This is a genomic window from Psychroflexus planctonicus (genome assembly GCF_014640195.1).
GTDB lineage: Bacteria > Bacteroidota > Bacteroidia > Flavobacteriales > Flavobacteriaceae > Psychroflexus > Psychroflexus planctonicus.
On the sequence record NZ_BMGM01000008.1, the window covers coordinates 20,409 to 42,868 of the forward strand.

A 22,460-nucleotide genomic window follows, 5' to 3' on the forward strand; every position below is an offset into this window, starting at 1 on the left:
CTTTTAAACCATTTTCATTTACTTTAGTCGAAAATAGAAATCAATACATCATTTTATGCGTAAAATTATTTTATTAATTACGCTGTGTTTTGCATCTACAACTTGGGCCCAGGATTATTTCCCTACCAATTCAGGTGTTAAAGCTACAGCTTCTGGACCCGTTGCTTTTACCGAAGCAACAATACATGTTCATGCCAATCAAGTGCTTGAAAACGCGACTTTACTTGTAAAAGACGGGAAAGTTGTGGAAGTTGGGACAAATGTGAAAATTCCAAAAAATGCAGTGGAATTCAACTTAAACGGGAAACACATTTATCCTTCGTTTATCGATTTGTATTCCGATTTTGGTATGAAAGAAGTAGAAAAAGCTTCGTCTGGTCCGCAATACGAACCCAACCGAAAAGGTTATTATTGGAACGACCACATCCGGCCTGAACAACAAGCGGTAAATCACTTCACATTTGATGAGAAAAAGGCAAAAGCCATGCGTGAAGCAGGATTCGGGATGGTCAACTCGCATGTACAAGATGGTGTAATCCGCGGAACTTCGGCTTTAATTGCCTTGGCTGAAGACGAAAACAACCCCAACAAAACCATTGTTAATGGAACAACAGCACAGTATTTAGGTTTTTCAAAAAGCAAGCAAACACGGCAATCTTATCCGAGTTCCATTATGGGAATGACCGCTCTTTTGCGCCAAACTTATAACGATGCCAATTGGTATGCTAAAGGCAATATGAAGCAGAAAGACTTGGCTTTAGAAGCGCTGAATGCACAACAAAATTTACCACAAATCATTCATGCGGGAGATTATTTGAATGTGTTGCGCGCGGATGATGTGGGAGATCAATTCAACATACAATATACCATTGTAGGTGGTGGCGATGAATACAAACGTATTGATGAAATAAAAGCAACTCAAGCCAGATTTATTCTTCCGGTTAATTTTCCAGATGCTTACGATGTTGAAGATCCATTTATGGCGAACTACGTGAGTTTAGAAGAAATGAAACACTGGCAACATGCACCACGAAATTTACAATACTTAGCTGAAGCAGGTGTAGAATTCGCCCTAACTACAGACGAATTAAAGTCGCCTAAAGAACTGCATAAGAAACTGCAATTAGCGATTGAAAAAGGCTTAGACCCAAAAATAGCTTTACGCGCATTAACGGAAATTCCAGCGCAGATATTGGGTATGGAAAACCAAATTGGAAGTTTGAAAAAAGGAAGTTTAGCCAATTTCATCATCACTTCAGGCGATGTGTTTGATAAGGAGTCCAACATTTACGAAAACTGGATTCAAGGACAAAGAAACATCATCAAAGATGAAGATTTACCAAAAATTGAAGGCGCTTATGAGTTGCGTTTTTCAGATTTAGCAATTGAAATCAAAATCAAAGAAAAGTCAGGAAAATACAGCTTAGAAGCCAAAAAGGATAGTTTGAAACTTGGAACTAAAATCACTTTTGAGAAAAACTGGTTGAGTTTTATGTTGACGGAAACCGATTCAGCTTCCACTAAAATGAATCGTTTTAGTGCCTACGTTCCAGATGCTTCAGATGAAATAAAAGGGAAAGTGATTTTGTTTAATGGAAATGAAACCCAATTCACCGCTACCAAAATAAAAGCTGAAAAGAAAGATAGTGAAGATGAAGCTTCAGAAGAAGAAGAAGATTCAGAAAAAGAAGAAGATTCCGAAGAAGACCATAATAAAGAAGAATATTTAAGTGAAATTTCTTTTCCCAACATGGCATTTGGAAGAAGTACTGCAAATCCTGAGCCAGAGCAAATGCTTATTAAAAATGCAACGGTTATTACTGGTGAAGATGAAGGAACTTTAGAAAATACGGATGTGCTCCTACGTGATGGGAAAATCTACAAAATAGGTAAATCCTTAAGCGACAAAAATGCGAAAGTAATTGATGGAACTGGAAAATATTTAACCGCAGGAATTATCGATGAACATTCGCATATTGCAGCTAGTTCGGTAAACGAAGGCGGACACAATTCGTCTGCTGAGGTAACCATGGAAGATGTGGTTAATCCAGACGATATTTCCATTTATCGTGCTTTGGCGGGTGGCGTTACTACCACACAATTGTTACATGGTTCAGCTAATCCAATTGGTGGTAAATCGGCTATTTTGAAAATGAAATGGGGCGCTTCACCCAAAGACATGATTTACGAAGACAGTCCGAAATTTATCAAATTTGCTTTGGGTGAAAACGTAAAGCAATCCAATTGGGGCAATCGTTCTCGTTTTCCACAAACTAGAATGGGAGTGGAGCAAGTGTTTATGGATTACTTTTCCAGAGCAAAAGCCTATGGTGAGAAAAAAGCTTCAGGGAAAGCTTATCGTTATGATGAGGAAATGGAAACCTTGTTGGAAATCATCAATGGCGAACGCTTCATTTCGTGTCACTCATATGTGCAAAGCGAAATCAATATGTTGATGAAAGTCGCTGAACATTTCGGTTTTACGGTGAATACCTTTACTCACATTTTAGAAGGTTACAAAGTTGCCGATAAAATGAAGGAACATGGCGCTGGCGGTTCAACCTTTTCAGATTGGTGGGCGTATAAATACGAAGTGAATGATGCCATACCTTACAATGCTGTTTTAATGCACAATGAAGGAGTAGTTACTGCCATCAATTCAGATGATGGTGAAATGATTAGAAGACTGAACCAAGAAGCAGCAAAAAGCATGAAATACGGCGGAATGAGCGCTGAGGATGCTTGGAAAATGGTGACTTTAAATCCTGCTAAATTGTTGCACATCGACCACCGAGTAGGTTCAATAAAAGAAGGAAAAGAAGCTGATTTGGTGTTGTGGAGTCATCACCCGCTTTCCATTTATACCAAAGCAGAGCAAACCTTGATTGGCGGAGTAGTTTATTTTGACTTAGAAGAAGACAAAAAACAACGCCAAACTTTAAAAGAAGACCGAGCCAGATTAATTGCAGAACTTTTGAAAGCCAAAAACAAAGGAATGAAAACGCAAGCTGTTGTCAAGAAAAAAGGGCGCGATTTGCATTGCGATAGCCTAGATTCGTTTTTAGAAGGCAATTTTACCGAAACCCAACACCATCACTAAAATGAGAAAAATGACAAAATTATATATCACGCTTTGTACGCTGTTTTTTAGCTTACTAAGTGTTGCGCAGCAAACCCCTGCGCCAGCTCAGGAACAAGAAATTATTATTGTAGGTGCCACAGCACACATCGGCAATGGAGAAGTAATTGAAAATGCGGTAATCGCCTTCAAAGATGGAAAAATTACGGAAGTAGCATCCGCTTCTGAAAAGAACTTAGATGCATCTAATGCAAAAGTGATTTACGCCGAAGGAAAGCATGTTTATCCTGGTTTTATTGCACCCAATTCTACTTTAGGTTTGGTGGAAGTTGACGCTGTGCGTGCCAGTGACGACGAAGATGAAATAGGAAGTTTTTTACCTCATATCCGAAGCATTATTGCTTACAATACTGAAAGTAAAATAGTAGAAAGTATGCGACCCAACGGAGTTTTACTGGCGCAAGTTACGCCACGCGGTGGTCGTATTTCAGGAACATCTTCTGTGGTTCAATTAGATGCTTGGAATTGGGAAGATGCTATTGTAAAAGAAGACGATGGAATCCATTTGAACTGGCCAAATCGTTTTGTGAAAAAAGGAGCTTGGTACGACCCAAAAGTAGGCTACAAAGCCGATGAAAAATACGATGAAAAAGTGCAAGAAATCTTGAGTTTTTTTAAACAAGCAAAAGCCTTTTCAAAAGAAGGAAGTTCCGCATTAAACATTCCATTGGAAGCGATGAAAGGGGTTTTTAGCGGAGAAAAAACTGTTTTCATTCATGTAGATGCTGAAAAAGATATTTTAGATGTACTGCATTTTAAAACGGAAATGCAACTTGGAAATGTAGTGATAGTAGGTGGAAAATATGCACACCAAGTAGCAGACGAATTAGTAAAACACGAAGTCCCAGTTTTGGTAGGAAGAGTACACGCTACACCAGAAGCAGACGATGACGATTATGATTTACCATACAAATTACCTAGGTTACTTCATGAAGCCGGTGTTTTGGTAGGTTTGGAAAACAGCGGACAAATGGAACGCATGAACGCTAGAAATCTTCCTTTTTACGCAGGAACAGTCGCTGCACACGGTTTGAATAAAGAAACCGCTTTGCAATTGATTACCTTGAATGCGGCTAAAATTTTAGGGGTAGACCAAAATTTAGGTAGTTTAGAAGTTGGTAAAGATGCTACTTTGTTTATTAGTGAAGGTGATGCTTTAGATATGATGGGCAATGTGTTAACCCACGCATTTATCAATGGAAGAGAAGTTAGCTTAGAAACGCATCAAACTCGACTTTATGAGCGGTATAAGGAAAAGTATGCGGAGCAGGAGTAGTTTTAGTTTGAGATGAATAAGCAAACCAGCAAGGTTTTTGAAACCTTGCTGGTTTTTTGGTAAAATTTAATACAAAATCCGAACAAATTGCGTAGAAATATATCTTTTTTGCTCTTTTTATATTGTTTTTTTTTAAAACAATATTGCATCTAAAATGTTTTTTATCAAAACAATCAAGCCCTGGGATGATATTTCAATACGGTTTCTTTTAAGTGCGAAGTATCCAAATGCATGTAAATTTCGGTAGTGGTAATGCTTTCGTGTCCCAACATTTGTTGGATGGCACGTAAGTCGGCTCCATTTTCTAATAAATGTGTAGCAAAAGAATGTCGGAAGGTGTGTGGACTGATTTTCTTGTTGATATTGGCTTCCTTGGCTAAGTTTTTCACAATGGTAAAAATCATAGCACGGGTGAGTGGTTTTCCGCGTCGGTTCAAAAACAATACATCTGAAGCCGATTTGGCAATGTCTTGGTGTACCCGAATTTCGTTTCGGTAGATGTTGATGTATTTTACCGTGTGGTCGCTAATGGGTACCAAACGTTGTTTGTTTCCTTTTCCAGTGACGCTGATAAAGCCTTCATCAAAATACAAATCTGAAAGTTTCATCGTTATGAGTTCGCTAACTCGCAAACCGCAAGCGTAAAGCGTTTCGATAATGGCGCGGTTGCGTTCTCCTTGTGGATGGCTTAAATCAATGGCTGCTACCAATTGGTCGATTTCTTGGGTAGATAAGGTGTCGGGTAATTTTCTGCCAATCTTAGGCGTTTCGATTAACTCCGCCGGATTATCTGTTCTAAAATCTTCGATGAGTAAATATTCAAAAAAACTTTTTATTCCGGAGATAATTCGGGCTTGACTACGGGCATTTACTGCTTTCGACAGTTCATGAACAAATTCGTAAAGTTGTTTAGAGTTGATGCTTAACGGACTAGCTTCAATTTGGTAATCTTTTAAAAAGTGAATGAGCTTCAATAAATCTAAGCCGTAATTATTAACCGTGTTTTCAGCTAAACCACGTTCGATGCGCAAGTAATTCTGAAATTCTTTTTGAGCCTGATTCCAATTCATTCTTTATAATATATCAACAAAGAAACAGATTCATATTAAATTATTTTCTATTTTTATGAAATATAAAGCAGCTTCACATGAAAATTCATATAATTAATGGACCTAACTTAAACATGTTGGGAATTAGAGAACCTGAAATTTACGGAAAGACTTCGTTTAAAGACTTTTTTTCAGAATTGCAGTTTCAGTTTAAAGATATTGAATTGTCTTATTTTCAATCTAATATAGAAGGAGAATTGATTTCTGAAATTCATGAAGCCAATGATAACGTAGATGGAATTGTTTTGAATGCTGCTGCTTACACGCATACTTCCATAGCTTTAGCCGATGCGATTAAAATTTTAGATATTCCTGTTGTTGAAGTGCATATTTCTAATGTGTACGCTAGAGAAAATTTCAGAAAACACTCCTATATCGCACCACATGCTTTAGGAGTAATTTCAGGTTTTGGCTTACAAAGTTATGCGTTGGCCATTCAAAGTTTTATTTAATTGTAGATGTAAATCTACAGTTTTGAATTTTTAAAATTTTAAATATTGTCTATCATTGTTGCTATCAATCCACAACAATATAAACATGAAATATGCTAAAATTGCTATTATTCTTATTCTATTAATCACTTCATGTACGGCCAAAAAAATAACTGAATTTGAAAATGGAATAATAAGCTTTAGAAATTGTCCTGATGGAGGAATGTGCAATGTAGAACAAATTAGAGATTCACAAATTAGCTTACAAGAAGATACAACAGGCCAGATGTATCCAAAAATAGATAAATCAAACACCTATCATTTATACAAACTAACGTTTACTAAAGAAGTTAAAGAAGATGTTATGGATGCTGAATACCAAGAAGTAATTTATTTTCAAATTGAAAAAAGTAAAACATTTAGAAAATTAAATAACAAGGCATTAGATCGTGCAAAAGTAATTTACGGAAGACAGTGTCATTGCCCTGGAGAAACAGGCTTTGAAGCTATTTTGTCTGGTAGTTTACTTTTTGAAACTTTTAGGCAAGTTACCGAAATACATCTTGAAATTAAACCTGATACTTTACCTGTTGAGATGAATAAAGCACTAACTAAAGTTACTTTTCACGACTAATTAGTTCAGATTAATCTTACTAACTTTATTTAGTTTACTCGGCTTGATGTATTTTTGCAGCGAAATTCTGTATCATGAGTCAACAACCTAAAGAGCGTTACGCCCAACGAGGCGTTTCTGCACAAAAGCAAGATGTACATCAGGCTATAAAAAATATAGACAAAGGTTTATTTCCTAAAGCTTTTTGTAAGATAATTCCCGATTATTTAACGCAAAGCGATGCGCATTGTGTTGTAATGCATGCAGATGGTGCAGGAACTAAATCTTCTTTAGCTTACATGTATTGGAAAGAAACCGGAGATGTTTCAGTTTGGAAAGGCATTGCACAAGATGCACTGATTATGAATATTGACGATTTGCTTTGTGTGGGTGCAACCAATTCTATTTTACTTTCTTCTACCATTGGTAGAAATAAAAATTTGATTCCAGGTGAAGTTATTTCAGCTATTATTAACGGCACAGAAGAGTTATTAGCCGATTTAAAAAAATACGGAGTAGAAATTTTTTCTACTGGTGGCGAAACAGCCGATGTTGGCGATTTGGTAAGAACTATTATTGTAGATTCTACCGTAACTGCCCGAATGAAGCGCGAAGATGTAATTGATAATGCTAATATTCAAGAAGGCGATGTTATTGTAGGTTTAGCATCTTTTGGACAAGCTACTTACGAAAAGCAGTACAATGGCGGAATGGGAAGCAACGGATTGACATCTGCAAGACATGATGTGCTTCATAAAAGTTTAAAAGAAAAATATCCTGAGAGCTTTGATCATGCTATACCAGAAGATTTAACTTATTCTGGAAGTAAAAATTTAACCGATTCAATTGAAAACGTGGACCTAAACGTTGGGAAGCTTATTTTATCTCCAACTCGAACTTACGCACCAATCATAGCCGAAATTTTTAAGCAATTGGAGCGAAAGAATATTCATGGAATGGTGCATTGTTCTGGTGGTGCACAAACTAAAATTTTACATTTCATAGATTCGCTTCATATTATTAAAGACAATTTGTTTCCAACACCACCACTTTTTGAATTGATACAAAAGGAAAGTCAAACCGATTGGAAAGAAATGTACCAAGTTTTTAATATGGGACACCGAATGGAATTGTATGTGAAAGAAGATGTAGCTAAAAGCATCATTGCAATATCTGAATCATTTGGAGTTGAAGCTCAAATTGTTGGACGTGTTGAAGCTTCAAAAGAAAAAAAGTTGACAATAAATTCTAATCATGGAAGTTTTAGCTATCAGTAGCGGTAGTCTATGAAAAAGTTGTTATTTTTTATTTTATTTATTCTGGGGGTACAAGAAAGTATTTCCCAGCGTAATCCGCTTTTTTTTAAAGAAAGGCCACTTCGCGTTTTTTTACGTAAAAGTCAACCCATTAAAATGGTAAAGGACTACACGGATCGAGATTATACAATTAATCACGTAACAGAATTATTGCCCATAGAAGCACCAGTTACTTTTTGGAAAAAAATAAACCGCTATTCAGTAGATTTTACTCAAGTTTCTTTTACCAATTGGAATGCTGGTGGACAAAGCTCTATATCAGGCTTAACCGATTTTCTTTTCAGAAGAACTTATGATAAGGGCTTTGTACGTTGGAATAACGAAATGTTGATACGTTACGGAATTACTAAACAAGAAGGTCAGCGACTGCGAAAAACAGATGACGATTTTGAATTGGTTTCAACTTTTGGTTATAAATTCAGTAAAAACTCCAAATGGTATTATACCGTAAGGTCTAGTTTTAAAACACAGCTAACACCTGGTTATAATTACCCTAACCGTGATGAAAGCATTTCACAATTTATGGCACCAGGTTATTTCTTTCTAGGAGCTGGTGCTGAATTTTCTGAACCTAAAAAAGAATTGATTTTTTATGCATCACCATTAACCCAAAAAACGACATTGGTATTAAACCAACGGCTTGCTAATCAGGGTTCTTTTGGTGTTAGGGCAGCAGAACTTGATGCAGATGGCAATATAATTAGAAAAGGAAGTCAGGTAAGAAATGAAGTAGGTATTTTCTTAAAAAATGAATTTAGAAAAGAAGTTTTAGACGATGTAATTTTATTTAGTAGAATTAGTCTTTTTACAGATTACATCAATAATTTTGGGAATATTGATGTAGATTGGGAAGTAGTTCTAGATTTTAAAATAAATGAATTTATAAAAGTTAGACTTGGTTCACATCTAAGGTATGATGATGATATTAAAGTTAATATTACAAATGAAGAAGGCGAAGAAGTAGATGGAGGTCCAAGCATTCAATGGAAACAACAATTGGGCGTAGGAATCTTAATTGAATTGTAACTCCACTTGCAGCAATGTCTGTTTATTTACGTAAATTTGCCAGATAAATTAATTTCATGTTAGACAAACTTAATATTGTAAAACAACGTTTCGACGAGGTAAACGACTTGATTATTCAACCCGAAATAATTAGCGATCAAAAGCGCTATGTAGATCTTTCTAAAGAATACAAAGACTTGAAAGATTTGATGGTCAAACGAGATGAATATCTTACGCTTACTAACAATATTGAAGAAGCAGAAGAAATTATTAAAGATGGCAGCGATCCAGAAATGACTGATATGGCAAAACTTCAGATGGAAGAAGCCAAAGAAAGATTGCCAATTCTGGAAGAAGAAGTAAGAATGATGCTTATTCCTAAAGATCCAGAAGATAGTAAAAATGCAGTAGTTGAAGTTAGAGCCGGAACAGGCGGAGACGAAGCCAGTATTTTTGCGGGTGATATTTTTAGAATGCTAACCAAATATTGCGAAGGCAAAGGCTGGAGTGTAAGTACAGTAGATTATAGCGAAGGCACAAATGGTGGCTACAAAGAAATTCAATTTGAAGTTTCTGGCCAAGATGTGTATGGAACACTAAAATACGAAGCTGGAGTGCATCGTGTACAACGTGTCCCACAAACCGAAACTCAAGGAAGAGTGCACACCAGTGCGGCAACCGTTATGGTTTTTCCAGAAGCAGAAGAATTTGACGTAGAAGTAGATCCAAAAGATGTAAGAATAGATTATTTCTGTTCATCTGGTCCAGGTGGCCAATCGGTAAATACCACTTATTCTGCAGTGCGCTTAACACACGAACCAACTGGAATTGTAGCCCAATGTCAAGATCAAAAATCGCAACATAAAAATAAAGAAAAAGCATTTAAAGTATTGCGTTCCCGTTTATATGAAATGGAATTGGCTAAAAAGCAAGCTGAAGATGCTGAAAAACGTGGAAATATGGTTACTTCAGGAGACCGAAGTGCGAAAATTAGAACTTACAATTATCCCCAAGGTAGAGTAACCGATCACCGCATCAACCTGACTTTATACGATTTAGATAATATTATTAATGGTGGTGAAATACAAAAGATTATCGATGAGTTAAAACTAGTTGATAATACAGAGAAAATGAAGCAACTATCTGATTCTTTGTAAAAATGCAAATCCAAGATTTAGTAAAACACATCAAAGAAAAAAAATCGTTTTTATGCGTTGGCTTAGATCCAGATTTAGACAAGATGCCAAGCCATTTAACGGATTCACCCAATGCTATTTTTGAATTTAATAAACAAATTATAGATGCTACTCATACATTTTGCGTAGCATACAAACCCAATATGGCTTTTTATGAAGCACATGGAATTGAAGGACATGTTGCTTTACAAAAAACCATTTCTTATTTAAACGAAACCTATCCTAAACATTTTACAATTGCAGATGCTAAACGTGGCGATATTGGAAATACTTCCAGAATGTATGCAAAAGCTTTTTTAGAAGATTTAGATTTTGATTCTATTACCGTTGCACCTTATATGGGAATTGATTCTGTTGAACCTTTTTTGAAAGTGGATAATAAGTTTACTATTTTGTTAGCATTAACATCTAACGAAGGCGCTAAGGACTTTCAGTTGAAGCAAATGCAATCTAGAAACAAGAATTCGATTGACTTTGAAGAAATAAGCTTGTTTGAACAAGTTATAAAAACATCTCAGACTTGGAGTAACGCTCATCGATTAATGTATGTAGTTGGGGCTACTCAAACTGAGCATATTCAATCGGTTAGAAATTTAGCGCCGGATGCTTTTTTATTGGTTCCAGGAGTTGGAGCGCAAGGAGGAAGCCTAAGCCAAGTTTGTAAATATGGTTTAAATGAAAATATCGGTTTGCTGGTAAATTCTTCCCGTGGTATTTTGTATGCTTCTAAAGGCAAAGATTTTGCTGATGCAGCTGCGGCTCAAGCGCAAAAACTTCAACTAGAAATGGCAGATTTTTTATAATTAAGCCGTTTCAGATTCTTCGTTTTCATTAATAAAGTCTTGCTTTTCTTTCCATAATAGATATGATTCTATATCATTGCCAACCATTTTTAAGGTTAAAGCAAGAACACTAGCATCGTCTAAATAGCCAACAAAAGGAATAAAATCAGGAACAAGGTCTAATGGGTTTAATACGTAAAGCAAGGCAAAGCCAATGGCTGCAATGCTTAACCAAGGTGTTTCGGTGTATTTTTTACTTCTGTAATCTTTCAGCATTTGAAAAAGTGTAAAAACACGATCTTTTAACTTAACAAGATGCTTCAACTTTTGCTTGATGGCCGTTTCATTATCAAAAACGCGATCAATATCTTCGTCTTTAATATTTTTTACATTTTCGTCTATGTAATCTTCGTCTATTTCTTTAGATGACTTTTTCATGTTCTGCAATGCTAGATTTTTCTCCGTATTCTTCTTTATAAATTTTTACCACTAACAAAAATAAGGATATTAATAGAGGACCAAAAATCAATCCTATAAAACCAAATAGCGGAACACCTATTATAACACCAATTAATGTGATTAAAGGATGTTCATTAGACATTTTTTTTAGTATATATAATCTAATTAAATTGTCACTTGCACCAACCACAACAGCTCCGTATATTAAAATTCCAATTCCTGATGCAGTTGCGCCATCTGCAAAAAGGATAATACTTACTGGAATAATTCCTAATGCTGTACCAACAAAAGGTAAAATAGAACCTACAGCGGTAATAACAAACCAAAACCAAGGATTAGAAACGCCAAATATCCAAAATCCAATTAAGGCTATAATACCTTGAAATAAAGCTACCATAGGTATACCAATGGCATTTGCTCTAACTTTTTGATATGCTTCCCGGCCTATTCTTTTAAAATTTTTAATTCCAATAGGAACATAAGCTTCTAGAGTTGTTTCTAGCTTTTTATGGTTAATAAGCATGTAGTATAACAAAAAGTACATAATGGTTAAAGCTATAAAAACATCAAAGGTTCCAACGGCTAGGTTTTGAAGACTTTTAGAAACCCAATCTGTTATAGAACTAGCATCTATCTGAGAAGACAAGTTGTATCCTAAGTAATCTTCTACTATACTGAGTTGGTTTTTAAGTGCATTGACCAATTGTTCAGAATTTTTTACAGCTTGACCAATTTTACTCGTTAATAAATAAACAATCAAAAAAATGGGTAATACAATGAGTAAAGTCGAGATTAAAAGTATGATAGAACTAGCTAAATTAGAATTCCAATTTCGTTCTTTCATCTTCACCATACTTTTTTTAAAAATAACAAACAAAGTAATGGCACCTAAGACTCCAGAAAAATAGGGTAGTGTTTTGCTTAAAATTAATCCACCTAAAACAAAAATGAGCAGCAATATAAAAACTTGCCGTATTAAAGAAGTACTTATTTTTTGTCCTTTCATTTTGCAAAAATTTGTCGTTCATCTTTAAAAGCTTTAAATTCTAAAGCATTTCCTGATGGATCGTAAAAAAACATAGTTGCTTGTTCGCCTACTTGTCCTTCAAAGCGAATATAAGGTTCTACTTGAAATTTTATATTTTTAATGCGAAGCATTTCTGCAAAATTATGAAACTCTTTCCAATCTAGTACTATTCCATAATGCGGTATGGGAACGGTTTTGCCATCAACAATATTGCCAACTTTTGAGTTGTGGTGCGAGTTTTGGTCTTCATGTACAACTAACTGATGACCAAAAAAATCGAAATCTACCCATAGTTGATCACTTCTGCCTTCGGGGAGTTCTAAAATTTCACGATAAAAATAACGGGCTTCATCTAAACGATGAACAGGTATTGCCAAATGAAAAGGGCGAAGATTTCGCATACTTGTAGTTTTGATTTACAAATTACAACAAAGTTTTAGTTTTTTCTGGCTAAAATAGATTTTAGGCGTTCAACTTCTTTTGGGTTCAATTCTCTGTATTCGCCTTGAGGAATATCCAATAGCAAATGCATGATTCTAATTCGCTTTAGTGCAACAACTTTATAATTTAAGGCTTCACACATTCTTCTAATTTGTCTATTTAATCCTTGTGTAAGCACAATTTTAAACCTGTAATTATCTACTTTCTCTACTTTACAAGGTTGAGTAACGGTATCTAAAATAGGTACTCCACTTCCCATTTTGGATAGGAATTCGTCTGTTAAAATTTGATCTACTTTTACTAGATATTCTTTTTCATTTTTATGTTTTGCGCGTAAAATCTGGTTTACAATATCGCCATCGTTGGTTAACATGATTAAACCTTCACTCATTTTATCTAGCCTACCTATTGGGAAAATCCGTTTGGGATAATTAATAAAATCAATAATATTATCTTTTTCTACTCGAGTATCTGTAGTACATACAATTCCCTTGGGTTTATTGAGAATAATGTAAACGTGTTCGTTTTCTTTTTGTTGAATAGGCATGTTATCTACCAGAATTTCTTGACCGGGTATAATTTTAGTTCCTAATTCAGGTACTTTGCCTTCAATTTTTATTCTTCCTTGGTTAAGTAAGTCGTCTGCTTTTCTTCTAGAACAATATCCTATCTGGCTTAAGTATTTATTTATTCTTACGGGTTTATTTTCTTCCATTGTGTAATTTTTATCTAGCCAAAAAATCAATGATATGTTGATGGATGTAATCTCTGTTTAGTGAATGTCCAGCGCCTTCAGTTTCAATAAAATTTGAGTTGGGAAGTTGTTGGTGTAAAGCTTTTCCAGCTTCAAAAGGAACTACCTTATCGTATTTATCATGAATAATTAAGCATTCTTGATGAACTGATTTTACAAAATTTTGGGTGGCAAAATCAACAAACTTATATTCAAATTTGTCTGTGAAATATTCTTCTACATCCTTCATTAGTTTCGGCTTCAAGCCTAATATTTTTTGTAAATCGTCTATAATTTTTTTCATTTCAGCAGGAGCACCTAAACTTACAATTTTTTCAACAGAATTCGATTTTTGTTGGTGTTCATTAAAAAATATACTCATGCCGCCCATGGAATGACCTACTAAAAATTTTGGTTTATACATTTTTATCATCTTAGCAACGCACTTGGAATAAAGCGGAACATTTAAAAGTTTTCCGCCAGAATATCCTTGCGCAGGAGCATCAAAAGCAATGATATTAAAATTTTGTTTATTCAATAATTCAATCAAATCTTTCCATCTGCTAGTGTTGCTATCCCAACCGTGAATTAATAAAAGCGTTGGTCCGTCATTTTTCCAGTGGTATGTTTGTAGTTGTATGCTTCCGTGATTAATTTTAGTTGCTTTTGCGTTTCTAAGGAAGAGTTCTTGATTTGGCTTTACTTTACCGCCACGTGGAGTACAGAAAATTCGGTACACTTTTATAACCGCCTTTTTCTTGTTGATACGGTAGAGAGAATTCAACTGAATTCCAATGATTTTGGGTAAATATTTATTGATTAATTTTTTCATATGCTTATAAAGCCTTATTTATCTTCCACTCCAAATAATCTTCATCATACCAAATCAATTTAGATTTTAAAGTTCCATCAGGAATTTCAAATTTATGTTGAAGCTTATTTTTTAATTCTCTATGGTTTAGTACAAAATCTTCAAAATTGGTTATATTGGAGTTTACATCTGCATAAACATGCCAGTCTATGGTATGTTTTTCTGTTTTTAACCTAGCCAAAGCAATGGGTGTTGTGCTTACTATGCTACCTGTTTTGCTGGTTTCTCCAAGTACAATAGCTTGGTGTAAAGCTTTTTTTCCAGCTATGTAACCTGTGTTCGCAATGCTGTTTAATGAGTACTTTTTTTCGGTTTTAATAAATTGCTGACTCACTGAATCAAATGCAATAAAAGTTTTGTTTTGGGATGGAGTACTTACTAAAATCTGAATATTTCCATTCATATCTTTGGTTGAAATATCAGGAATATGAATCCTTTTTTTTTGGCATGAAATAAAACCTATTACCAAAACAGAAATTGAAATAATCAGGTATTTATTTTTCTTCATCTAGCGTAAAATTCATCCAAAAATGTTGGATTTTAGCATCATCAGGAATTTGGCTTGCTCTAATTTCAATTTCAGAACCTGTTCTTAATTGTTCAGGAAGTTGTTTCTTATTAATACTAACAAAAGCATCGATACCTTCAATGCTAATTAAAACAGACATAAATGTATTTTGAATCTTTCCAATTTCATAATTTTCATATATGTCTTTAAAAGTAGAGTCAGGGCCTAAACCTTTTTCAGTTTTAAAATTAGCATGTACTACTTGTACTTGCTTAAAATTAGCTGTAGAATCTTTTTCTTTTCTAGGTTCTAAAACCATTAATTTTTCTCCTTCAGTATTGTAAATTTCTAAATCTTGTACCTGTGTTCTAAATCTGTCCTCTAAATTCATTCTTACAACAGAATCACTTTCAAACAAAGCATCTATTTCATGTACTTGGGTGTTTGCGTTTACCAGTCCAACTTGATTTTTAGCAAGTAAAAACTTATCTTTTTTAGCATCTGAACAAGATGTCAAGCCAATAAATGCAACTAGAATTAAAAATGTATATTTCATAAAGTATATTTTTTCGTTTTGCAAAAATAAGAATTGCATACGGGTAACTCGGTTTCTTTTTGCTAAATCTTATCGCTTTTGTATACAGATATGAAGTAGTATCTTTGCAAGCTATGAATAAAGAAAAAATTGAAGCGCTTGTTCAGGAAGGTAAAATGCTACCTTTAATGGAAGCATTCTACACCATACAAGGCGAAGGTCATCATACTGGCACTTCTGCTTATTTTGTTAGAATTGGAGGTTGCGACGTAGGCTGCCATTGGTGTGATGTAAAAGAAAGTTGGGATGCAGAAAAACATCCGCCAACGGTAACAGAAAAAATAGTAGACGAAGTAATAAAGTATAGCGACACAGTTGTGGTTACTGGTGGCGAGCCTTTAACTTGGGACATGACTTACTTAACCCAGATGCTAAAGCAAAAACAAGTAAAAATACATATTGAAACTTCTGGAGCTTATCCTTTCTCTGGAATTTGGGATTGGGTTTGCCTTTCTCCAAAAAAAAATAAACTACCTACAAAAGAAGCTTACCAAAAAGCGCAGGAATTAAAAGTAATAATTTTTAATAAACACGATTTTAAATTTGCTGAAGAACAAGCCAAACAAGTAAATGAAGATTGTTTGCTTTATTTACAACCGGAATGGAGTGTTAGAGAAAAAATGATTCCATTAATTGTAGACTATGTAATGAAAAATCCAAAGTGGAAAATTTCATTACAAACCCATAAATATCTAAGAATACCTTAAATGTTACTATAATTAGGCTTCAGTTGTTAAAAAACGTTAATTGTTCACATTATCGTTTTGTTAAAGTGAACCATCAACCTAATTTCTTACGTAACTATGTTGAACATAAAAACATAAAAACTATGAAATTATTAAAATTAAGTTTACTAATGGCAATTATCACCTTATTTGTGAATTGCTCTAGCGACGACGACAATACTCCTGTCGGTCCAATTGATCCAGATACCAAGATGTATACGCTGGCCGAAGTTGGAGATTCGGGCGTTTCTGGCTTAGTTCTATTAGAAGATCAACAAGACGGAAGTACAAAAATTACTTTAGAATTAGATGGAACACTTTCAGGTGAAACTCATCCATCACACATTCACATGAATTCTGCTGCTGAAGGTGGAGATATTTTAATTTCATTGGCTCCTGTAGATGGTTCCACTGGAGTTAGCTCTACCATAGTAAGCGAAACTAATGGAGGGAATGCCATTTCTTATGACGATTTGCTTTTTGTAGATGGTTACATTAATGTACATCTAAGCGATAGTCAACTTGATGTAGTTGTAGCGCAAGGCGATATAGGCCAAAATGAGTTAACGGGAGAATCTAAATCTTATACCTTAGAAGAACGTGCTGTTCTAGGAATCAGTGGTAGTGTGTTATTTGAAGAACGTCTTAACGGTGAAGCTTTAGCTACCATTCAATTAGATGGAACACCAAACGATGGTATGCACCCAGCACACATTCATATGAATACTGCTGCAGAAGGTGGTGATATTTTATTCACATTTAACCCAGTTAACGGTGCTACAGGAATGAGTAAAACCAACGTTGGAGAGCTTGATGGCGGTTCATCATTTTCTTATAGCGATGTGCTGAATGTTGACGGTTACGTAAATGTGCACTTAAGTGCAGACGATTTAGGAACCATTGTAGCTCAAAACGATATCGGTCAAAATGAATTGACTGGCGAAATGAAAACCTACAACTTAGACGAACGAGCTGTACCAGGAATTAGCGGAGAAGTTACTTTTGAAGAGCGAGTAAACGGAGAAGCGCTTGCTACTATTAGTTTGATGGGAACTCCAGCAGATGGTGAGCACCCAGCACACATTCACATGAATACCGCTGCAGAAGGTGGTGGAATTTTATTCACTTTTAATCCAGTTAATGGAGAAACAGGAATGAGCATGACCAATGTAAGTATGTTAGATGATGATTCTAATTTTGGTTATGAAGATGTATTAGCTGTAGACGGTTATGTAAATGTACACTTAAGTGCAGATGAATTAGGAACAATTGTAGCACAAGGCGATATTGGTCAAAATGAGTTGACTGGCGAAATGAAATCGTATAACTTAGACGAAAGAGCAGTGCCTGGCATTAGTGGTGATGTTACTTTTGAAGAGCGAGTAAACGGAGAAGCACTTGCAACTATAAGTTTGATGGGGACTCCAGCAGATGGTGAACACCCAGCGCACATTCACATGAATACCGCTGCAGAAAGTGGTGGAATTTTATTCACTTTTAATCCAGTAAATGGAGAAACAGGAATGAGTATGACCAATGTTAGCATGTTAAATGATGATTCTAGTTTTGGTTATGAAGATGTATTAGCTGTAGATGGTTACGTAAATGTACATTTAAGTGCAGATGAACTAGGAACAATTGTAGCACAAGGCGATATTGGTCAAAATGAATTGACAGGTGAAAGTACGACGTATCCTTTAGGAGAATTAGATGTGCCTGGCATTAGTGGCGACGTTACTTTTGAAGAAAGAGTAAACGGTGAAGCACTTGCTACTATAAGTTTAATGGGAACTCCAGCAGATGGTGAACACCCAGCGCATATTCACATGAATACCGCTGCTGAAGGTGGAGATATTTTATTCACTTTTACTCCTGTAAATGGAGAAACAGGAATGAGTATGACCAATGTTAGCATGCTAGATGACGATACCAGTTTTGGTTATGAAGATGTGTTGTCTGTAAATGGTTATGTAAATGTACACTTAAGTGTGGAAGACCTAGCAACCATTGTAGCACAAGGAGATATTGGAATGAATTTCTAAGGAAATACAATCAATAGCTTATTAAATTTTAAAGCTGCTTCAATTTTGAAGCAGCTTTTTTTATGGATTTAAAAATTTGCCTTCCCAATTGTCATTTGCAGAAAATAGCGCGCGAATATGATGAGGTCTTTTTAATTGTAAATATTCAATTTCAGTGGGAACTAATTTTAAAAGACAAAAGTGATGTTTATCATCTAAAAATTCCACATCATCTGGATTTTTAAGTTGGGTGCCAGGTGCTTTTTCCGTAATAAAATCTTTTCTAGATTTGCCTTGAATTTTACTCCAATACTCTTCATATACTTTTCCAGATGTCACTATTTTCATTTTGCCCATGACTTTAATTTGCAAAAGTTTTTTGGGGTGATAAAACAAAACACTCGCATTTGGGTTGTGTATAAAATCTTCAATTTTATTACTTCGTTCATCGGTGTAAAAAATCAACTCAAAATCGGTTGTGGTATCTCTTAATACAACTGTTCGTTGATTCGGAAAATCTTTTGTAAGGCTTGCTAAAGAAGGATAACGGAACGGATGTTTTTTCTTGAGGTAGCCAAATTTAATTTCTTGTTTGGCTTCTTGTAAAATGTCGTTTAGCATTTTTATTTCAAATGTCTAAAAATAGGTGATTAAAATGCTTAATTTTAGCGTAAATTTTTACTTTTGCGCATGCAAAAAAACCTTCTCATTCTCGATTTTGGATCTCAGTATACGCAGTTGATTGCTAGACGTGTTAGAGAACTCAATATTTATTGTGAAATTCACCCCTTTCACAAAATACCCAAAAATTTAAACGAATTTAAAGCGGTAATTTTATCAGGAAGTCCATTTTCAGTTCGTGCTGAAGATGCTCCAGAACCCGATTTAAGTTCAATAAAAGGCAAACTTCCCGTTTTGGCAGTATGCTTTGGAGCGCAATACATCGCTCATCATTTTGGTGGCGAAGTGGCTCCGTCTAACACACGCGAATTTGGTAGAGCCAAATTGAGTGTGATTAAAGATGCGGAAACATTGTTTAAAAACGTAAAGGAAGGTTCTCAGGTTTGGATGTCGCACAGCGATAGCATCAAAGAATTACCTTCAAAAGCAGTTCGTTTAGCTAGTACAGAAGACGTTTTAAACGCAGCTTACCGTATTGAAGGCGAAGATACCTTTGGACTGCAATTTCATCCTGAAGTATATCACACCAAAGATGGTGCTCAAATTTTAAAAAACTTTTTAGTAGAAATTGCCGGTGTGCCACAAACCTGGACGCCAGCCCGATTTGTAGATTTAACCGTTGCCGAACTCAAAGAAAAAATTGGAAATCAAAAAGTAGTCCTTGGTTTAAGTGGTGGTGTAGATTCTAGCGTTGCCGCCGTATTGCTTCATCAAGCCATCGGTGAAAACCTGTATTGCATTTTTGTAAACAATGGTTTGTTACGTAAAGACGAATTTAGTTCTGTTTTAGAACAATACAAAGGCATGGGATTAAACGTGAAAGGAGTAGATGCTTCTTCACGATTTTTAGATGCTTTAGCAGGAATTAGCGACCCAGAAACCAAACGTAAAAAAATAGGAAACACATTTATAGATGTTTTTGACGATGAAGCTCATCAAATTCAAGAGGTAAGTTTTTTAGCACAAGGCACAATTTATCCAGATGTAATTGAATCGGTTTCGGTAAACGGACCATCGGTTACCATCAAGTCGCATCACAACGTAGGTGGCTTACCTGATTTTATGAAACTAAAAGTGGTAGAGCCTTTACGTATGTTATTTAAAGACGAAGTACGCAGAGTAGGAGCAGAATTGGGCATTTCTAATAAATTATTAGGTAGACATCCATTTCCTGGACCGGGTTTAGCAATCCGAATTTTGGGTGATATTACTCCAGAAAAAGTCCGCATTTTACAAGAAGTAGATGCCATTTTTATCAACGGACTCAGAAAATGGGATTTATATGATCAAGTTTGGCAAGCTGGAGCCATGTTGTTGCCTGTTTCTTCTGTTGGAGTAATGGGAGACGAAAGAACTTACGAAAAAGTTGTAGCTTTACGAGCAGTGGAGTCTACAGATGGAATGACCGCAGATTGGGTAGATTTACCCTATGCATTTTTGCAGGAAACTTCCAATAAAATTATAAATCAGGTTAAAGGAGTAAATCGCGTTGTGTACGATATTAGCTCAAAACCACCAGCAACAATAGAATGGGAATAAAGATGATGAACTTTTTGATAGGAATATTTTTTTTAAGCCTTACGCAATTTTCTCTTGCTCAAGAATATGTTGCTCACCCAGTACAAGAAGGAGAAACCATTTCTAGTATTGCCAAAAAATACAATATTCAAGAAAGTGCAATTCTGAACCTAAATCCCGATGTAAAAAAGGGAAAAGAAATCAATGTACCTAAACTAATTATTCCGGTAAAGAAAGTTCCTGAAGGAGCTAAAAAAGTAGATTTTACTTTATATGATGTGAGCCCTAAAGAAACTTTATACAGCATTTCTCGATCCTTTGGTATTTCTATAGATGAAGTAAAAAAGTACAATCCATATCTATATGAAAGAGAATTAGATATGAATGATGAACTTCGGATTCCGGTGACTAAACTATCTGAAAATGAAGAAGAACACATCACTAAAAATTTCAACCAAAGTGTGACCAATTCATCATTTTCTAAGTTGAAGCATTTGGTTTTACCAAAAGAAACCAAGTTTAGTATAGCTAAAAAATATGGTATTACTATAGCGGAATTAGATAGCCTAAATCCTGATATAGAAACCTTACAAGCTGGACAATTTGTGAATATAGATCGTTCTAAAAACAAAAAAGAAAAAGGCGAAATAGAGAAGGCCGATATTAGAAAAGAAGAAATTAAATATTACGTAGTTCCAAGACGTGAATCCCTGGCTTCAATTTTAAAGAAAAATGAATTTAGCAGAGAACGCCTAGAAGCTTTAAATCCAGCTTTGCGCTATGGCGGTCTTTCTGAAGGAATGGTGTTGAAGCTGCCTACTAAAAGAAAATCTTTATTGCTACCAGGTGAAAAATCCATCAATTTAGAAAACTTTATCGATAAAGATATTACCGAAGAAATCAACTTGAGTTTGTTGCTTCCATTCAATTTAAAAGCTTTTGAAAACGATTCTATTGATAAGGAATTGTTGTTGAGAAGAAGCCAACTTACCAGAATAGCAATCGATTTTTACACTGGTGTAGAAATGGCAGTAGATTCGGCTAAAGCTAAAAACATCCCAGTTAATTTACAGGTTCATGATATTGAACAACGCAATGCAGGCAAAATAGAATCTGTATTTAACGGCAATTCATTTTCATCAACCCATGCGTTTATTGGGCCTTTATTAGAAAGTCAAATTCAAATGGTTTTAAATGAAATTGATAATCAGGAAACCTTGCTTTTTTCACCTTTAGTTAATCCTGATTTTTTTCATAAAAACTTGGTTAAAACCGTTCCGAGTAACGATTTAAAGCAAGAAGTAATCATTACCTATATAGATAGTATTATTTCAGATGAAATCAATTTAGTTGCTTTAACCGATTCAACAGGTCTAGAAATGCGCGACAAATTGAAATATACTTTTCAAGATGTAAAATTTGTTGAATTAACAGAAGATTATTTACAAAAGGATGATATAAAGCCAAAGCTCAATAAAAATAAAATGAATTGGTTTTTATTAGAAACTACCAATTATGGTAAAATTGAAACAGCAATTGCTAATTTAATTTCGCTACAAAAAGAAGATTATAACATACGTTTATTTACTTCCAATCGAAGCAGTTTTTTTGAAGATGAAATTTCTAATGCCTATTTGAGTTCACTTAATTTTACATTTGTTAGTGCTTCAAAAGAATTAATTCAACCAGCTCCAGAAAGTTTCTCTGAAGCCTACAAAGAAAAACATGGTTATTATCCAAATCGTTTTGTAGTTCGCGGATTCGACTTGGCTTACGATTTAATTTTGCGTTTGGCTTACTCCGAAAATAATTTTCAAAAAACCCTAGACTTAGAAGCCCAAACCGAATATTTTGAGAGTAAATTCAATTACCATGCTTTCGATTTGTCGGAAGGCTATTACAACGATTCTCTTTTCCTGATACAGTATCTTGATAATTTAGAAACAGAAGTAATCGATTGATTTTGTTCGTCTAGCTCAGCCAAGCTTTTTCCTATTGCTCAGCAAAGTCTGAG

21 protein-coding genes are annotated in these 22,460 nt (G+C 35.0%); 12 read left to right on the forward strand and 9 right to left on the reverse strand.

Translation table 11 applies throughout. The features are described from left to right. Positions 1 to 55: 55 nt before the first annotated feature. Positions 56 to 3,100 (forward strand): amidohydrolase family protein, encoded by a 3,045-nt coding sequence (locus tag IEV72_RS09575; protein ID WP_188458888.1) that lies wholly within the window; start codon positions 56 to 58, stop codon positions 3,098 to 3,100. Between the two features lie 10 nt (positions 3,101 to 3,110). After that, complete coding sequence (locus IEV72_RS09580) at positions 3,111 to 4,415, forward strand: amidohydrolase family protein (protein ID WP_188458889.1); 1,305 nt, start codon at positions 3,111 to 3,113, stop codon at positions 4,413 to 4,415. A 173-nt stretch (positions 4,416 to 4,588) separates the two neighbouring features. Here IEV72_RS09580 and xerD read toward each other — a convergent pair whose 3' ends face one another. Further along, on the reverse strand, positions 4,589 to 5,485 hold the full coding sequence (gene xerD / locus IEV72_RS09585) for a site-specific tyrosine recombinase XerD (RefSeq protein ID WP_188458890.1): 897 nt from the start codon (positions 5,483 to 5,485) through the stop codon (positions 4,589 to 4,591). A gap of 77 nt (positions 5,486 to 5,562) precedes the next feature. Here xerD and aroQ point away from each other — a divergent pair, with 77 nt between their 5' ends. From aroQ to pyrF, 6 genes are all read left to right on the forward strand, one after another. Then, positions 5,563 to 5,976, forward strand: a complete 414-nt coding sequence (gene aroQ / locus IEV72_RS09590) for a type II 3-dehydroquinate dehydratase (protein ID WP_188458891.1) — start codon at positions 5,563 to 5,565, stop codon at positions 5,974 to 5,976. A gap of 85 nt (positions 5,977 to 6,061) precedes the next feature. Next, positions 6,062 to 6,589, forward strand: coding sequence for a hypothetical protein (locus tag IEV72_RS09595; RefSeq protein WP_188458892.1), 528 nt, complete (start codon positions 6,062 to 6,064; stop codon positions 6,587 to 6,589). Positions 6,590 to 6,663: 74 nt separating this feature from the next. Continuing rightward, positions 6,664 to 7,845 (forward strand): AIR synthase related protein, encoded by a 1,182-nt coding sequence (locus IEV72_RS09600; protein WP_188458893.1) that lies wholly within the window; start codon positions 6,664 to 6,666, stop codon positions 7,843 to 7,845. A gap of 9 nt (positions 7,846 to 7,854) precedes the next feature. Next, the gene (locus IEV72_RS09605; protein ID WP_188458894.1) at positions 7,855 to 8,910 is read left to right on the forward strand and encodes a DUF3078 domain-containing protein; all 1,056 of its coding nucleotides are present in this window, start codon (positions 7,855 to 7,857) and stop codon (positions 8,908 to 8,910) included. Between the two features lie 56 nt (positions 8,911 to 8,966). Continuing rightward, positions 8,967 to 10,046 carry a peptide chain release factor 1 gene (gene prfA, locus IEV72_RS09610; protein WP_188458895.1) on the forward strand — a complete coding sequence of 360 codons (1,080 nt, stop codon included), beginning with the start codon at positions 8,967 to 8,969 and terminating at the stop codon, positions 10,044 to 10,046. 2 nt (positions 10,047 to 10,048) lie between these two features. Continuing rightward, entirely contained in the window at positions 10,049 to 10,888 is an 840-nt protein-coding gene (gene pyrF / locus IEV72_RS09615; RefSeq protein ID WP_188458896.1) for an orotidine-5'-phosphate decarboxylase, read from the forward strand. Here the strand turns inward: pyrF and IEV72_RS09620 are convergent, their stop codons facing one another. Genes IEV72_RS09620 through IEV72_RS09650 form a run of 7 tightly spaced genes read right to left on the reverse strand, consistent with a single transcriptional unit; the run spans position 10,889 to position 15,462 of the window. Next, positions 10,889 to 11,305: a YkvA family protein gene (locus IEV72_RS09620; RefSeq protein ID WP_188458897.1), complete on the reverse strand. Its 417-nt coding sequence runs from the start codon at positions 11,303 to 11,305 to the stop codon at positions 10,889 to 10,891. It abuts the gene before it with no gap. Continuing rightward, positions 11,289 to 12,332 carry an AI-2E family transporter gene (locus tag IEV72_RS09625; RefSeq protein WP_188458898.1) on the reverse strand — a complete coding sequence of 348 codons (1,044 nt, stop codon included), beginning with the start codon at positions 12,330 to 12,332 and terminating at the stop codon, positions 11,289 to 11,291. The genes IEV72_RS09620 and IEV72_RS09625 overlap by 17 nt, the downstream gene beginning before the upstream one ends. Next, entirely contained in the window at positions 12,329 to 12,754 is a 426-nt protein-coding gene (locus tag IEV72_RS09630) for a VOC family protein (protein WP_188458899.1), read from the reverse strand. The genes IEV72_RS09625 and IEV72_RS09630 overlap by 4 nt, the downstream gene beginning before the upstream one ends. Before the next feature lie 35 nt (positions 12,755 to 12,789). Continuing rightward, positions 12,790 to 13,509 (reverse strand): pseudouridine synthase, encoded by a 720-nt coding sequence (locus IEV72_RS09635; RefSeq protein WP_188458900.1) that lies wholly within the window; start codon positions 13,507 to 13,509, stop codon positions 12,790 to 12,792. A 10-nt stretch (positions 13,510 to 13,519) separates the two neighbouring features. After that, positions 13,520 to 14,359, reverse strand: coding sequence for an alpha/beta hydrolase (locus tag IEV72_RS09640; protein WP_188458901.1), 840 nt, complete (start codon positions 14,357 to 14,359; stop codon positions 13,520 to 13,522). Between the two features lie 4 nt (positions 14,360 to 14,363). Next, complete coding sequence (locus tag IEV72_RS09645) at positions 14,364 to 14,906, reverse strand: hypothetical protein (protein WP_188458902.1); 543 nt, start codon at positions 14,904 to 14,906, stop codon at positions 14,364 to 14,366. Further along, complete coding sequence (locus tag IEV72_RS09650; RefSeq protein ID WP_188458903.1) at positions 14,893 to 15,462, reverse strand: hypothetical protein; 570 nt, start codon at positions 15,460 to 15,462, stop codon at positions 14,893 to 14,895. The genes IEV72_RS09645 and IEV72_RS09650 overlap by 14 nt, the downstream gene beginning before the upstream one ends. Positions 15,463 to 15,575: 113 nt before the next feature. On the opposite strand from IEV72_RS09650, the gene IEV72_RS09655 reads away from it, so the two are divergent. Next, positions 15,576 to 16,208: a 7-carboxy-7-deazaguanine synthase QueE gene (locus IEV72_RS09655; protein WP_188458904.1), complete on the forward strand. Its 633-nt coding sequence runs from the start codon at positions 15,576 to 15,578 to the stop codon at positions 16,206 to 16,208. A gap of 122 nt (positions 16,209 to 16,330) precedes the next feature. Beyond that, positions 16,331 to 18,268, forward strand: coding sequence for a hypothetical protein (locus IEV72_RS09660; protein ID WP_229731870.1), 1,938 nt, complete (start codon positions 16,331 to 16,333; stop codon positions 18,266 to 18,268). Positions 18,269 to 18,328: 60 nt separating this feature from the next. On the opposite strand, the gene IEV72_RS09665 is transcribed toward IEV72_RS09660, so the two are convergent. Then, positions 18,329 to 18,868, reverse strand: coding sequence for a pyridoxamine 5'-phosphate oxidase family protein (locus IEV72_RS09665; protein ID WP_188458905.1), 540 nt, complete (start codon positions 18,866 to 18,868; stop codon positions 18,329 to 18,331). Between the two features lie 69 nt (positions 18,869 to 18,937). On the opposite strand from IEV72_RS09665, the gene guaA reads away from it, so the two are divergent. Further along, positions 18,938 to 20,467 carry a glutamine-hydrolyzing GMP synthase gene (gene guaA / locus IEV72_RS09670; RefSeq protein WP_188458906.1) on the forward strand — a complete coding sequence of 510 codons (1,530 nt, stop codon included), beginning with the start codon at positions 18,938 to 18,940 and terminating at the stop codon, positions 20,465 to 20,467. Between the two features lie 2 nt (positions 20,468 to 20,469). Further along, complete coding sequence (locus IEV72_RS09675) at positions 20,470 to 22,407, forward strand: LysM peptidoglycan-binding domain-containing protein (protein ID WP_194428400.1); 1,938 nt, start codon at positions 20,470 to 20,472, stop codon at positions 22,405 to 22,407. Positions 22,408 to 22,460 lie beyond the last annotated feature (53 nt).